This is a genomic window from Acinetobacter sp. PFS20, from assembly GCF_052261015.1.
In the GTDB taxonomy this organism is placed as follows: Bacteria; Pseudomonadota; Gammaproteobacteria; order Pseudomonadales; family Moraxellaceae; genus Acinetobacter.
Genome location: NZ_JBPVZE010000001.1, coordinates 2,656,907 through 2,671,394, shown reverse-complemented (window position 1 = coordinate 2,671,394; position 14,488 = coordinate 2,656,907). Strand labels below are relative to the sequence as shown.

Genomic DNA, 14,488 nt, shown 5'->3' with positions numbered 1-14,488 from the left:
TCCTTTGTATGAGAGAATTAGACTAATTTTTCTTTTGCAATCACAATTCCATTATTATCCGCATAGATAAAATCACCAGATTGAATTGTGACACCACCAAAATACAAATTAATATCTACTTCACCAATGCCTTTACGATTACTTTTTTGCGGAATTGCAGCCAATGCATGTACGCCTAAATCCAAAGTTGCAAGCGCATCTACATCTCGTACACAACCGTAAATCACGACACCATTCCAGTTATTTTTAACTGCTGACTCAGCAATCAAATCACCCATGAGTGCACAGCGCATAGATGCACCGCCATCTACCACTAATACTTTATCTGTACCATCTGTTGCCAATAACTCTTTTACACGTGAGTTATCTTCAAAGCACTTTACTGTTACAACCTGCCCCCCAAAAGTTTTACGTGCACCATAGCTTTGAAAGAACTTTCCATCCATTGAGGGAATTACAACTTGTAAATCTTTTTCAGGGTTATCATCTAATAAATCACATGTTACAAATGGTACTGTCGACACTTTCATTCTCCCTTATCGAGTTTTCTGTATGCTCAGATTATCATATCGTTTAAAGGCTTCAATTTGCGTTAGCGCCGCTACGACCATCGTATGAGCCAATTGCTCCGCAGTAACAGGCTTATATTTGAATGGTTTTTGTAATTTATTCTCAATAAATTTAAATAGACTTTGCCCTAAGTCCTCAATAAGCCGTACGTCACTGCGTTTACCAATAAGTAAAGATGGTCTAAAGATAGATAATTTCTCGAGTTGTAGACTTTCAATATAATCTTCTAGTTGTCCTTTCACTTTATTATAAAAAATCGGTGAATTGGCATTTGCACCAAGTGCACTCACTAACAATAAATGAATATGTTTATCTTGTACCAAATCTGCCAAATGAGCATTAATTTCATAATCCACAGCGTAAAAGGCCTGTTTTGAGCCTGCATTTTTTAATGTTGTTCCCACACAGCTAAATGCATGAGTATGACCGTTCACATCTTCATCATTCAACATTAAGAAATCTTCTATAACCAGCTGATTAACTTTTTTATATGTATTAAGTAGTTGTGATTCTTTTCTTACCACAACAGTAATCGCTTCAAATTCTGGTGTTTGCTCAAGCTGTTCAACAAGAACTAAACCGACAAGTCCTGTAGCACCTATCACAATTGCTTTTTTCGTACTTATAGTCATTTTTTATCCAACCCTCTTTAAGTTTGTATCAAATTTAACCTTTTCTTACGGTTTTAGCAGCCCCTAAAACCGCTTAAAATGCTCGCAAGGCTTGACTTCACGGTGTCTATTCATCACAATATGGCACTTGTTTACGGGCTGGTGATGGTTACACCAGTTTACTGGATTGACCACAGCCCGCCCAGACCAACTTATTTTCAAGGAGTGCAAGAGTGGCAAACTCTGCTCAAGCTAAAAAACGTGCGCGTCAAAACGTTACTGCACGTAAACACAACGCAAGCTTGCGTTCTATGGTTCGTACATACATCAAACGTACTTTAAGTGCAATTGCTGGTGGTGATCATGCTGTTGCTACAGAAGCTTACAAAAAAGCTGTTCCTGTAATCGACCGTATGGCTGATAAAGGCATCATCCACAAAAATAAAGCTGCTCGTCATAAGAGCCGTTTAAATGCTCAAGTTAAAGCGTTAGCTAACTAATTGAAGCATGTAAAAAAAGCCCTATTGGGCTTTTTTTATTACCTATCGTTTTTGAGCTTATAGCCCTGTGTTAAATTTGGCTACATTCAGCTCATAGGCCTTACCTCTCCAAATCCATTTTAATTTGCAATTTGGAAACTCTTCACCTTCAAACCATACAAATAAGCCTTCCATCATTTCAGGCCAATCTTCTTTCTTAATTTTATTTTCACCAGAAATTACAGCAACAATCGCAGCAATAATAGTGTCATGACTGACAGCTAAACTAAGCCCACCTTGAGTTTTGGGATGAGTATGGTAAATAAGCTCTAGCACGTCTAAAACACCAGTAATGGGGTGTTTCATGCCGGGTAATGCATTATTAACAAAACTATTAATAAAACCCAAGGCGCCTTGTTTTTTAAAATAAGGAGCAGCTTGCTGTATATCTAGTACAAAGCTACCGGGTTCAACTAGTAGTCCTTGCTCAATAATTTCAATGGTATGCGTATTAGATTCGGGACTTACATCATCAGCCCCTTCAATCATGAGCGCAGCCGTATCGACACAACGTTGTATTGGACTTGAAATACAATGCTGGATAACACGATCTGTATTTTTAATTAAATAATTACCCCATGCCTGTGCAAGCTCACGCCCTTGAGGAGTAAGTTGGAGGTCATATCCTGCTAAACCCTGCCCGTCTACAAGTTCTCTTAGAGAATGGCGCGTAAATAAGGTCACGGGAGTTGAAGCATCGGGCAATAAATCAATTGCTTCAAACATACTTTTAGGCAATAAATCGAGTGCCATTGTTATCTTGTCATCTTTTTTCAATACTTTGCCACTATAACATGTCTGGCATAACTCTCAATCTATAACACTTGATTGGGCTAATGCTTCAAATGCTATTTTTTTGCTTTCCTGATCACGAAATGCGATAAAGCCCTTATTTAAAACCGTGTGTCTCTGGTTATATTCAAAAGGTTTTCCATCAAGAGTAAGTAAACCACCACCTATACTTTCTAACAACCCTTGACCAGAACTTGTATCCCATTCAGAAGTTGGATGGAATCGTGGGTAAATATCTATCTCACCTTCTAACATCATGCAAAATTTATAGGCACTTCCTGCTTCTCTTCTAATAATATTATGTTCTTTTTCGATAGGCTGAATAAATCTTTGATATTTCGGATTTTTACTGCCATGACTAAGTCCTATTTGTATAGGTGCATCTGGTGAAGGCGACGTTATCTGATATTGATACCATTGCTTTTGACTAAAACTATATTTAAAAGGTAAATCTTGCAGATATCCTAAATACACGACTTGTTCACATGGCACAGCAATAACTGAAAAGATTGTCTCTTTACCCTTAATCAAGCTTAGGTTTATCGTAAATTCATCACGCTCATGAATAAACTCTTTAGTTCCATCAAGAGGATCTAACATCCAACACGTAGACCAGTCATGGCGGGCACTATAATCGCTTTCTTCAGACAAAACAGGCAAGTCGGGGGTAATCTCTGCCAAATGCTTTAATAAGAAAAGATTCACTTTTAAATCTGCTTGAGTTACAGGTGAATCATCTTGTTTTTCATGAATAGTAAACTCATAACCCGCTGAATAATTTTGATATTCTTGTAATAGAATCTGGCTCGCTTGTTCCAAGACAGGAAGAAGCTGATTAATCAGAGTATCTTGTGGGCGCGTAGTTGTTATAAACATAAATATGCTCTACATAGTTTCATTTCTATTATAGGTGAATTATGAACAATTCAATATTCGCCAACAGTTTGATTTACTAAAAAAGTAATTTATCTTAATGATTAGATGAACAAAACTTTGTATGCACACTATATAGTTAATATGAATAATGAGGATGTTAAAAAAACCATTATTATGTACAAAAAACAATCTATAAGTTATGAAAAATAAACAACTTAAATCAGATTCATCCATTTCCTTTTCATGTATTTCTTGCTATGTTCAATCACACAATAACAAGATGGAAGAAAGCGCACATGATGCTATATGGATATCATTTCTCGACAATAGAACGTAACTGGGAAGAACTTACTCCCTTAAATGAGTTCCTACAAACATTTGCAGATGATGATGGTGGTGTTTCAACAAGAGATAAAGAGTCACTTAAAGAAATTATAGCGAAATCTGATACAGCCTTGGCTTTAGCTAGAGAAATGGGTTGGGATGGGAGTTATACAGGTTGCCCTTATCTATTCTGGTTGCCAAACAAAAGTAGCCAGTCTTTTGAATATGGTTTTGTATTTAAACAGACCTCAGATAATACAACTTTTGTGATTTCGCCTATTGAATTGAGTTATCTAGCTCAGGATTCTGAAGTACAAACATTAAGTAAAAATATTGAATAAATAATATAGGTTATTGATTCAAAGTTGATATCAATAACCTCATTTTATTTTAGATAGATTAGTCAAACATGCTTAACTGTGGTGTCGGTTTTATAACTTTTTCTTTTGGCACATGAGAGCATTCAAATTCTTCAACCGGAAAGCCTTCGATAAAGCTGGAAATATCAGGTGATTCTAAACTTAACCACTCTTCTAGTCGGTCATGTGGAATCACAATCACTGATCTTTTGACATCACCTGGTTCGTGAAAGTCTTTCATCATGGGATGGTCTATGGCGTCCATCGTCAACATGCTTGCAGAACGAATAACCGTCTCATTAATTTTGCAAATTTCATAAATCGCTGCAATGAAAAAAGCTTGCCCATCTTTACGGCGTACACCCCATCGTTCCGGCTTATCATTTATATATTTACTTTCATAAAACTCGGTCACTGGAATTACCCCAAACTTACATTTAAGAGCAGCTTCTTGAAAACTCGGTTTTTGGAAAATCGTTTCATGACGGGCATTATAGGTATGTTTCGCTATGTTGGTATCTTCAGCCCACTTTGGAACCAAACCGAACATGACTTCACGCCATTCAAGACTTTGTGGTGATTTGAATAATAGTGGCATTGTTCCCGCAGGATAAACCTCTTCGGCATAGCTAAAGCCAACCACAGGCAACTGAAGTTGCTGTAATTGAGCAAGAGATAAAGGTTTAAAGTTGGCACACATAGCAAGAATAAAATACTCTATATTTACTTCTGTTATTTTATAAGCATTTAGCCTATAAACCAAATAAAAAGGCACTCGAAAGTGCCCTTAACGACATAACTTTACGCTTATGAAATGTGTTGAATCCCTTGAGGAATCGCCTGCAATAGACGTTTAGTGTAATCATGTTGAGGATGTGCATAGAGCTCATCCGAATTGGCAATTTCCACAACTTCTCCATGATTCATGACCATCACCTGATCAGAGATATATTTCACAACCGATAAGTCATGTGAAATAAAGATATAACTCAGCCCAAACTCATCTTGTAAATCTTGTAATAAGTTAAGTACCTGCGCTTGGACTGAAACATCGAGCGCTGAAACAGATTCATCACAAATCAAAATTTCAGGCTTTAGCGTTAAACAGCGTGCAATCGCAATACGTTGACGTTGCCCACCTGAAAACTCATGCGGGTATCGATAATAAGCTTGTTCAGGTAAATTCACTCTATCAAGTAAACCAAGCGCAATTTGTTTACGCTCAGCATCATCTTTACCAATACCATGAATTTGCATAGGCTCTAATAATATTTGCCCAATGGTAAAACGTGGATTAAGAGAGGCATATGGATTTTGAAAAATGATCTGAATCTTTCGTTGATATTTAGCAAACTCTTTTTCAGTTAATGAAAGAATATCTTTACCTTCGATGAAAGCCTGTCCACCAGATGCCTGATGTAAGCGCATGAGTAATAGTCCAACAGTCGTTTTACCTGAACCTGACTCACCGACTAAACCTAAGGTTTTTCCTTTAGCGAGTTTAAAAGAAACTCCTTTAACTGCCTGAAACTCTTCTTTGCCAAATAGACCTTTACGGCTATAAAAGCTTTTTTTCAGGTCTTTTACTTCTAAAATGATTTGCTCATCACCATTTAAGCCACGTTTGCGCTCGGGAATTTCTGAGGCATCAAAACTTTGTTCAACCAATATATTGTCTTCTTGACGCATAAAATCGCTGGTCACAGGCAAACGATAAGGTCGTTGTGACATTTGTGGGCGGCAATAAAGTAATGCTCTCGTATATACATCTTTAGGCTGTTCAAGAACCTCTTCAGCAGCGCCTTGCTCTCTAATCTCACCATGGCGCATCACAATGACTTTATCTGCAATTTCACCGACCAATGCTAAATCGTGAGTAATAAAAAGCATCGACATTTGACGGCGTTTACGCAATGACTCAAGTAAATCAATAATCTGTTTTTGGATCGTGACATCAAGTGCTGTGGTCGGCTCATCGGCAATGAGCAGTTTAGGCTCACACGCAATCGCCATAGCAATCATGACACGTTGTTGTTGACCACCCGAAAGTTGGTTTGGATAAGCATCAATTTTAGTCTCAGGTGAAGGAATACCTACTTCTTTAAGCAACTCTAAAACGCGTTGTCGGGCCTGTTTACGGCTCAATCCCATATGCAAACACAACACTTCTGCAATTTGATTGCCAACCGTAAAAACAGGATTTAATGATGACATCGGCTCCTGAAAAATCATCGCAATATCTTTGCCACAAATTTTACGCATCTCTGTACGAGATAAGCTCAGTAAATCTTTGCCTTCAAATATAATTTTACTTTGCTCATCAATTTTACTCTGACCTACAGGCAGTAATCCCATAGTTGCCAAAGAAGTAACCGATTTTCCGCTACCCGACTCACCTACTAAAGCAACCGTGGTATTCTCTGGAATGTCAAAGCTAATTCCTTTTACGGTTTCAATATATTGTTTATCTTCACCTTTAAAACTTACTCGTAAATTTTTAACGTGCAATAACGGCGCATTCTTATTTTCTTGTTCTGACATTAGGATTTCCTCTTATTTTAGTTTTGGATCTAATGCATCACGAAGTGCATCAGTAAACATTGAAAATGCCGTTACCAAAACAGCCATCGCGACAGAGGCTGCGACAAGCTGCCACCACTTACCTAAAAGAAGTTCACTTTGTGCTTCATTTAACATGCTCCCCCAAGACACTACACCCACCGGCACACCGAAGCCTAAGAAACTCAAGATGACTTCAGATTTAATGAAAGACACCACCAAAATTGACATTTGGACCAAAGCGATATGGCTGACATTAGGGAAAATATGAATGAACATACGGCGGAAGTGTCCAACGCCAATTGCTTTAGCAGCTAGAACGTACTCACGTGCAGTATGTTTCATATATTCGGCACGAATTAAACGATAAACACCCGTCCAGCCTGTTAAGCCTAAAATCAGAACAATGGATAAAATGCCTTTTTGTTGAAGTACGGCAGCAATAGCAAGCACTAATAATAAATATGGGATTGAAGTAAAAATGTTATAAAACCAGTTGAGAATGTCATCAACCCAACCACCAAAATATCCAGAAATTGCACCTAAAAGTGTACCAATCCCTACTGCAAGTAAAGCCGATATCACCCCAACAATAATTGATGTTTCAGCACCTTTAATGGTCTTTTTAAGGACATCTTGTCCCCATTTGTCCGCTCCAAATATAAGTGTACTTTTAAGTTCACTTTGCTGATCAAGTAAATGTCCACCAAGTTGCTGATCAATGGCCTTCATATCATCAGCTAAAGGGTCAACTACACCATAATAATCAATTACACTTCCCGCACTCTTTTCTTGTTTAATTTCAGCCTTAAGTTGATGAATTACATCTTTTAAGGGATCGACAGGATTTTCTGGTAATTCTTCATCTACAGCGGCTGTATTTTTCAAGGCTTCAGTTGCTTTATCTGCTCCTATAAATGTAGGTGGTGCATAACTTACTGCCACTTCTTTATTCCAGTCAGATGCAATCACACCCGTCATTGATAGAACCAAGATAATAAAATAAAGCAATACAATCACTAGCGATGACATTGCGATCTTGTCGGCCCGAAGACGTCGCATGGCAAGTTTCCACAGGCCAGATGAATGAGCTTCGGCTTTTGTTTGTTGTTTTCTTTTTGATAAAACGCTCAGCATAGCCCACCTACTTCAACTGTACACGTGGATCAACCACTTTGTAGACCAAATCGGCAATCAGGTTAAAAATCATGGTTGCAGCTGCGATATAAACTGTAATTGCCTTAATAACAGGAAAATCACTCCGCTCAACTGCAATAATCACCTCTCGGCCAATCCCGGGAATACCAAAAAAGCGTTCAATTAAAAATGCGCCTATGAGCAATGCAGGTAAAGTTGACATTACGTCGGTAATAATAGGAATTGAAGCGTTCCGCAGGACATGTACACCTAAGATTCGGCTTTCACCTACGCCTTTAGCACGTGCTGTTCGAACATAATCCTGATTAATTTCATCAAGCACAAAGCTACGATATAAACGCAAAGTCGGTGCAATACTCACCACCAGCATGATTAAAATTGGTAGTAAGGCAAATTTAAATAAATTCTCGGAAAAAGTGTCACTCCAGCCTTGTACAGGAAACCAACTTAGCTGATAAGCCAGAACATATTGAAAAACGATAATGTACACTAAGATGCTGATCGACATGCCGATGGTACATAACATCATGACCATACGGTCAGTTAGAGAACCACGTACAGCTGCAACAGCCAATGCCAAAATAATTGAAATAACCGTCTGTAAAATAGTCAGTGGAATTAAAAGCGTGAGCGATGGTCCTAATCGGGTTAAAATAATTTGGGAAACAGGTTCTCCAGTACTCCAACTCGCCCCATAGTCAAAAGTCAGTATTTGTTTAATGAAAATCCAGAGCTGAACGTAATAAGGCTGATCGACACCTAACTGCTTACGAATGTTTTCAATCTGCTCAGGATTAGACATCTTGCCCGCTAAAATATAAGCAGGATCGCCACCTACCCAGTTAAAAAGAATAAAAATAAGTAAGACTACCCCCAACATGGTTGGAATCATCTGCCATAAACGCCGAATAACATATGCAAGCATAGTGATAATTCCTTATTTAACCCGTTGTCCGGTAATTTCATTAAAGAACGCTTTGTTATCAGGTTCTCGGTCAAGGAAATCTTTAACTAATTCAGCTGCCGGTTTTTGGCTACCTTGTGACAAAATGGTTTGACGGTAACGCTGTCCAACTTGCGGGTTATTAAGGTTGTCCCCATAGGCAGAAAGCATGTCTAAAGCTAAAACCTCAGACCACATATAGCCGTAATAACCGGCTTGATAACCACCCATCAAATGCCCAAACTGCCCAGGAAACTCTGTTGTTGGTACATAACCTAACGCTGTAGCAGCTTCCATTTTTTGCCAATTTTCTAAAGGCTTTACTTCTAATGCATCGGCGGTATGTAATGACATATCGTACTGTGCATAAAGAGTTTGACGCGCATAACGCAAGCCGCGTCCATAGTTATGTACTGCTTTTAAACGAGCAATGAGTTCATCATCAACACGTGGACATGCTGGATCACAGTAATCAGCCACTTTAGATAAAGTCTCTTTACGGCGTGCCCACTCTTCATACATTTGAGACGGCGCTTCTACAAAATCACGCTCTACAGAGGTTCCAGACTGACTGGCATAACGTGTATTGGATAAAATGCCATGTAAGGCATGACCAAACTCATGAACAAAAGTTTCTAGCTCATCACTGTTTAAACCTTTACGGTTAAAATTGGTGACTAATGCTGAAACTGGTAATCGATTGGTTAAAGTGCTGCCACCATATACTCCCCAAACGGCGGCATGGCCATACTTCCCTTCACGAGGAAATTTATCCATATATAAGCCGCCAAGAAGCTTTCCTGTCTTTTTATCAACTACATCGTAATATTCAACTTCATCCTGCCATGCTTTAACTTTGACAGGTTTAAAATCAATGCCATAAAGGTCAGATGAAATGGAAAATAACCATTTTTGAGAAGCTAAAGTGGGGAAATAATCACGAAGTTTTTCCTGATCAATCTGATATTTATTCTTACGAAGTTTTTCACTCCAGTAAGCTTCACTCCAACGTGTGATCTCGGTTTTTTCTAATGGCGTTTTTAAAGTTTGTGCTTTAAATGCACGGAGTTCTTCTACTTCTTTACGTTCAAGTGGTGCTACTGTTTTTTGGACTTCTGCTAAAAATTGATTTACAGCCTCAGGCGTTTTAGCCATACGGTCTTTTAAAACCCAATCTGCATAACTTGCTTTTCCAAATAACTGAGCAAGCTCATAACGCAAATCTATTGCCTGTTTAAGTAGTTTTAAATTTTGCTCAGTACCACGTCGAGTAAAGGCAATTTGATATCTTTTCCGAGCATCATCATTATCTGCCAACTCCATAAATGGACGATATTCAGGATATTCAAAACCTAATAAATAATTGCCTTTAGTATTTTTCTTTAATGCTGAAATATAACTTTGAGGTAAGCCTTTCATCTCTTCAGGAGTAAACTCAAGTTTTTCCGGATTATCTCGGACGTTACGTGCATATTCTTGTTCGAGTTTGGTCAACTCATCCAGAATGGCCTTCATTCGTGCACGCTTTACTGGTTCAAGTTGAACACCTGTGTCTTCAAACTGATCTAGAATATCTTGGCGGTATTTTTGGTCAATTGGGTCTGTTGCTTGTGTATTTTTAATTAAGTTATATAGCTTCGGGTTCTGAAATATATCAGTATGAAACTGATTAATTTTGATTTCACAGTCTTCGGCTGCCTTACGTAATTTTGCATCTGGGTCTACATTACTATATAGACTTATCGGACCTGAGAAATCTTCAAAATTCGCAAAAACTTTATCCCATTTTGCCAATATAGGTGCCGCTGCTGCATTATCTTTCACAGGCGTTTTTTCAAAAATTGTAATCTGTTGTTGAATCTTTTTTAAATTAGCATCACACCATGCTGGGAGTTGTTGTGCTTTAAGTAATGGCAAAGTAGGACGTGTTGTCTCTGCCGTTGCAAACTGACTTATACCTATGGTCAACATACATAAAGTTGTCATTTTCAATGCATTATTTTTCATCATATCTCCAATTTTTTTCACTTAATGATTAGATTTAGTATTTGTATCGATATCAAAATACATCCACTCAGCATGTAAAATGGGATGCTTTTTATATCCAATGATTTGTGGTTGAGCCAGCATATTTCGGTAGCGTGCATAAGAGACCTGAACAGGCATATACACTTCTAATAAACGTGTCATTTTTCGATAAAGTGCATCTCTCTCAGAACCTGCTTGCATTTGTTGTGTCTGACGATATAACTGATCAAACTCTGGTGTCGAACCACAAGACCAGTTCGTCATATGGGTATTGGGTCCATAAAAATTCTGCATAAAATTATCCCCATCTGGATAATCGGCTATCCATGCAGAAGAACCGAACATACCTTCACATTGTTTTTGCGCTCGAATGAGATCTGCAAAAAGCATGGGTTTAAAGACCATGCGAATATTTAAACTATCAAAGTTCTTTTTCCAAAGTTCAGCACTTTGCTGCCCAATGCTGTCACTGCGCGCCATATATTCAATGACGAGAGGCTTGCCATTTGGCTGTGTACGCCAACCTGAGGCATCTTTTTTATAGTGATATCGATCTAATAGTAAATTTGCTGCTTTCACAGAATATGGCGTACTGCTTCTATATTGTGGATCGTTACCCACTACCCCTGGTGGAACTGGAAAATCTAAACGCTGAGCATCATCATTTCTTACTAATTTAATTTCTTGATCTATTGAACGAGACATTGCTATCGCCCGGCGTAAAGCAATCTTTTCTTTACTCATTCCACCAACGACCGGATTCTTAAGATTCCAATAGATATAGCTAATTTCAGGATCAACAATACGAGATAGCTGGACACCTTCTTTAGCAAGTTCAGGTCTTAATTTACCGTCTTTAATTGCTTTTGCGACCAGTTGACCTTCAAGCTGAAATATATCAATTTCACCACGCTGAAATGCCAGCCATCGCGATTGATTTTCTTCCATAACCTGAATATCAATTGTGCCTATTTGAGGCATTTTTTTACCTTTAAGGCGTTTTACAATTGCCTCATCCTCAGGGCTACTTGCAGCAAAGTTCCAAGTAAAACCACGGAAATCAGGATTCGCTTTTAAAACAATACGTGATGCTGGTACCCATTTACTGAGTACATAAGGTCCAGTCCCTACAGGATGGCCCATTACATAACCTGCTTTATCTTTATATTTTTCGATGACTTCACGTGCCACCGCACCTGTAGGGTCATGTGCCAGTAACAAAGGAAAGTTATAATCTGGCTTAACTAAACGAATCACCAAGGTATATCTATCTGGTGTTTGTAAACCAATAACTTTTTGGTCATAGTTAAATTTTCCAGTTTTATTGGCTGCATTTATTAATGCATTCATACCTTCAATTTTATTCTCTAACAACCAGCTATTTGGAGAACGTAAATTCGGGTCCAATAAACGCTTAAAAGAATAAGCATAATCATTGGCTGTTAATTCTCGTGGTTTACCTTTAAAAACAGGGTCCTGTGTAAAATAAACACCCTTTTTTATATGAATGGTATAGGTCAAACCATCGGCACTGACTTCTGGCAGGGCTGTGGCTATTTTCGGAACGAGTTTTGCTGGCCTTGCTAAATAATCATAGGTATATAAAGTTTCAAATATTGAAGTGGTTACATGTGCCGAATATAGATCATGGATATAAGCTGGGTCGAAACCTGTTTCTGCTGTCGGGAATACATAACGTAGAATTTTATTGGGATCGGCTGGGCTTTTAGCATATAGAGCTGTAGAACCAGTTAATGCCATGCTAGCAAGTAAAAAACTGACACCACAATGCTTGAGCTGTTTTATTAAATTTTCAGTCATATTTATCTTTATCTAAAATTATTTTTTAACAGGGGTAATATCAAGATATTGCCAGTTCGTATTCATCATTGGGTGGGGTTTAAAACCCTGAACTTGTGGCCGTATCAACCAGTTACGAATTCGAGTTACATGAATAATCCAAGGATTATCAGCTTCAATCTGGCGATTAAGCTTTTCGTAATATGGTAGACGTTGTTGGGGTGGTAAATGAGTGGCTTGATTATAAAGAGCATCGTATGTTTTAGACTGGTAACAAGCATGGTTTCCCTGACCAGCATTTGGTCCATACAGTAATTGTGCAAAATTATCTCCCTCAGGATAGTCAGCAATCCATGCGCCGCCCCAAATCATATATTTACATTGAGTTGCGGCTTTTAAGTTATCTGCAAAATTACTCACTTTGAATTCAGCACGAATCCCAATCGCGTCTAGATTTTTTTTCCATAATTCAGAAAGAATAACTGAAGATGAGCTATTTTCATTATTAATTTTTAAAACTAAAGGTTTTCCATTTGGCAAATTTCGATAGCCATCAGCCCCCTTTTTATAACCATAATAATCAAGTAATTTATTTGCCAATAATGGATTGTACCCTACGCTACTTCTGTACTTGGGGTTATATCCATTTACACCTTCAGGTATGAACATTTCTGCTCTAACAGCTTGGCCTTTGTAAACCAGTCTTATACTTTCTTTTTGATTATATGCCAACGTAATTGCTCTACGAAGTGCAATCTTTTCTGGGCTAAAACCACCAATGACCGGATCACGCATGTTCATCATCGTATAGGTCATTTCGGGTTCCTTATATGGGAAGTGCTTAATTCCCCTTTTCTGAAAAGAAGTCTTAAGTTGATTTCCATCTAAAGCTTGAGGAACAGCATCTGCTGTAAGTCTGTCAAAATCTAATTGACCAGACTGAAAAGCTAACCATCGTGACTGTTGTTCTTCAATAATACTGACTACAACCTTACCAATTTGGGGCATTTTCTTACCGCTCATTTCTTTAATAAGCTGGTTATCCCAAGGTGTTCCTGTTGACTTAAAATTCCAGACAAAACCTCGATAATCAGGATTGGCAACTAATTCGACCTTACTTCTTGGAACATATTTACTTAACATGTAAGGTCCAGTACCAACCGGATGCATCCCGATACGATCACCGTAATAATCAACAACCTCTTTTGCAACGCCACCAAAGGTAATATAAGCAAGAATATAAGGAAAATTAAAGTCTTGGCGAGTCAAAGTGAATTGTAGAGTGTATCGATCAAGTGCTTTGACCCCAGCAATTGGGGTAGCATAATTAAACTTTCCCGTTTTCTTTGCTTGAGCTACAACTGCATCGGCACCTAACAATTTACCCTCAATAAAAGAAACTGAAGGTGCCCTATTTTCAGGATCTAAAATGCGTTTAATTGCATAGATGTAATCTTCAGCTACCAGCTCACGGCGTTTACCTTTAAAAGCAGGGTCATCGGTAAAATAAATACCAGGCCTAATTTTAAATATATAAACTTTACCGTCTTGTTCCACCTTAGGCAGACTTTCAGCCGTATAAGGAACTAACTGTACAGGACGAGCTAAATAATCATATTTGAGTAAAGGCTCAAATATGGCTTCCGCAATACTCGCGCTATAGAAATTAGTAGTCTTGACCATATCGAAGCCATCATCTGGGGCTTCATAGGCAACGTGCAAAATTTTGTTTGGTTGTGCTGGCGTAATTGCGTAAGCACAAGGGATTGATGTAATAGCCAGACTTAAAATGGCGAGCTTAAAAAATTTTAATTTCAAGTTCATACCCACGTAATTAGTTTTTTTAAAAGATATTATCCTTTTGAGTAACATCTAAATCTGCATAAGAAAAGTTCTTTTTCGACAGATAGGCCTATTTAGGTCTTAAAA

At 38.1% G+C, this 14,488-nt stretch carries 13 protein-coding genes; 2 read left to right on the top strand and 11 right to left on the bottom strand.

Annotated features, from left to right (window positions below):
• Nucleotides 1-17: 17 nt before the first annotated feature.
• Together rraA and ACS125_RS12620 are read right to left on the bottom strand one after the other, a co-directional pair.
• Nucleotides 18-524, bottom strand: a complete 507-nt coding sequence (rraA, locus tag ACS125_RS12625; RefSeq protein WP_005304796.1) for a ribonuclease E activity regulator RraA — start codon at nucleotides 522-524, stop codon at nucleotides 18-20.
• Between the two features lie 12 nt (nucleotides 525-536).
• Nucleotides 537-1,202, bottom strand: coding sequence for an NAD(P)H-binding protein (locus tag ACS125_RS12620; protein WP_174759480.1), 666 nt, complete (start codon nucleotides 1,200-1,202; stop codon nucleotides 537-539).
• A 212-nt stretch (nucleotides 1,203-1,414) separates the two neighbouring features.
• Here ACS125_RS12620 and rpsT point away from each other — a divergent pair, with 212 nt between their 5' ends.
• Nucleotides 1,415-1,681 carry a 30S ribosomal protein S20 gene (gene rpsT / locus ACS125_RS12615; RefSeq protein ID WP_004792670.1) on the top strand — a complete coding sequence of 89 codons (267 nt, stop codon included), beginning with the start codon at nucleotides 1,415-1,417 and terminating at the stop codon, nucleotides 1,679-1,681.
• A 57-nt stretch (nucleotides 1,682-1,738) separates the two neighbouring features.
• On the opposite strand, the gene ACS125_RS12610 is transcribed toward rpsT, so the two are convergent.
• Entirely contained in the window at nucleotides 1,739-2,473 is a 735-nt protein-coding gene (locus ACS125_RS12610; RefSeq protein WP_151962710.1) for a histidine phosphatase family protein, read from the bottom strand.
• A gap of 57 nt (nucleotides 2,474-2,530) precedes the next feature.
• Entirely contained in the window at nucleotides 2,531-3,388 is an 858-nt protein-coding gene (locus tag ACS125_RS12605; RefSeq protein ID WP_440202561.1) for a 3'(2'),5'-bisphosphate nucleotidase CysQ family protein, read from the bottom strand.
• 296 nt (nucleotides 3,389-3,684) lie between these two features.
• On the opposite strand from ACS125_RS12605, the gene ACS125_RS12600 reads away from it, so the two are divergent.
• Nucleotides 3,685-4,053 (top strand): hypothetical protein, encoded by a 369-nt coding sequence (locus ACS125_RS12600; RefSeq protein ID WP_151962708.1) that lies wholly within the window; start codon nucleotides 3,685-3,687, stop codon nucleotides 4,051-4,053.
• A 58-nt stretch (nucleotides 4,054-4,111) separates the two neighbouring features.
• Here the strand turns inward: ACS125_RS12600 and ACS125_RS12595 are convergent, their stop codons facing one another.
• The 7 genes from ACS125_RS12595 to ACS125_RS12565 all read right to left on the bottom strand — a co-directional run bounded on the left by ACS125_RS12595 (nucleotide 4,112) and on the right by ACS125_RS12565 (nucleotide 14,389).
• Nucleotides 4,112-4,771: an SOS response-associated peptidase family protein gene (locus ACS125_RS12595; RefSeq protein ID WP_174740298.1), complete on the bottom strand. Its 660-nt coding sequence runs from the start codon at nucleotides 4,769-4,771 to the stop codon at nucleotides 4,112-4,114.
• A 107-nt stretch (nucleotides 4,772-4,878) separates the two neighbouring features.
• Complete coding sequence (locus ACS125_RS12590) at nucleotides 4,879-6,612, bottom strand: ABC transporter ATP-binding protein (RefSeq protein ID WP_443272447.1); 1,734 nt, start codon at nucleotides 6,610-6,612, stop codon at nucleotides 4,879-4,881.
• Between the two features lie 12 nt (nucleotides 6,613-6,624).
• Nucleotides 6,625-7,767: an ABC transporter permease gene (locus tag ACS125_RS12585; protein WP_440202564.1), complete on the bottom strand. Its 1,143-nt coding sequence runs from the start codon at nucleotides 7,765-7,767 to the stop codon at nucleotides 6,625-6,627.
• Nucleotides 7,768-7,774: 7 nt separating this feature from the next.
• Nucleotides 7,775-8,713: an ABC transporter permease gene (locus tag ACS125_RS12580; protein ID WP_116772711.1), complete on the bottom strand. Its 939-nt coding sequence runs from the start codon at nucleotides 8,711-8,713 to the stop codon at nucleotides 7,775-7,777.
• A 12-nt stretch (nucleotides 8,714-8,725) separates the two neighbouring features.
• Complete coding sequence (locus ACS125_RS12575; RefSeq protein ID WP_443272444.1) at nucleotides 8,726-10,759, bottom strand: M3 family metallopeptidase; 2,034 nt, start codon at nucleotides 10,757-10,759, stop codon at nucleotides 8,726-8,728.
• The gene (locus tag ACS125_RS12570) at nucleotides 10,760-12,580 is read right to left on the bottom strand and encodes an ABC transporter substrate-binding protein (protein WP_443272442.1); all 1,821 of its coding nucleotides are present in this window, start codon (nucleotides 12,578-12,580) and stop codon (nucleotides 10,760-10,762) included. It abuts the gene before it with no gap.
• A gap of 18 nt (nucleotides 12,581-12,598) precedes the next feature.
• Entirely contained in the window at nucleotides 12,599-14,389 is a 1,791-nt protein-coding gene (locus tag ACS125_RS12565) for an ABC transporter substrate-binding protein (RefSeq protein WP_443272440.1), read from the bottom strand.
• Between the last annotated feature and the right edge of the window lie 99 nt (nucleotides 14,390-14,488).

What these genes read in the sequence shown, in the direction of transcription:
- ACS125_RS12620 (WP_174759480.1), bottom strand. Translation starts at nt 1,202, where the DNA reads ATGACTATAAGTACGAAAAAAGCAATTGTGATAGGTGCTACAGGACTT.
- ACS125_RS12610 (WP_151962710.1), bottom strand. Translation starts at nt 2,473, where the DNA reads ATGGCACTCGATTTATTGCCTAAAAGTATGTTTGAAGCAATTGATTTA.
- ACS125_RS12605 (WP_440202561.1), bottom strand. Translation starts at nt 3,388, where the DNA reads ATGTTTATAACAACTACGCGCCCACAAGATACTCTGATTAATCAGCTT.
- ACS125_RS12600 (WP_151962708.1), top strand. Translation starts at nt 3,685, where the DNA reads ATGATGCTATATGGATATCATTTCTCGACAATAGAACGTAACTGGGAA.
- ACS125_RS12595 (WP_174740298.1), bottom strand. Translation starts at nt 4,771, where the DNA reads ATGTGTGCCAACTTTAAACCTTTATCTCTTGCTCAATTACAGCAACTT.
- ACS125_RS12590 (WP_443272447.1), bottom strand. Translation starts at nt 6,612, where the DNA reads ATGTCAGAACAAGAAAATAAGAATGCGCCGTTATTGCACGTTAAAAAT.
- ACS125_RS12585 (WP_440202564.1), bottom strand. Translation starts at nt 7,767, where the DNA reads ATGCTGAGCGTTTTATCAAAAAGAAAACAACAAACAAAAGCCGAAGCT.
- ACS125_RS12580 (WP_116772711.1), bottom strand. Translation starts at nt 8,713, where the DNA reads ATGCTTGCATATGTTATTCGGCGTTTATGGCAGATGATTCCAACCATG.
- ACS125_RS12570 (WP_443272442.1), bottom strand. Translation starts at nt 12,580, where the DNA reads ATGACTGAAAATTTAATAAAACAGCTCAAGCATTGTGGTGTCAGTTTT.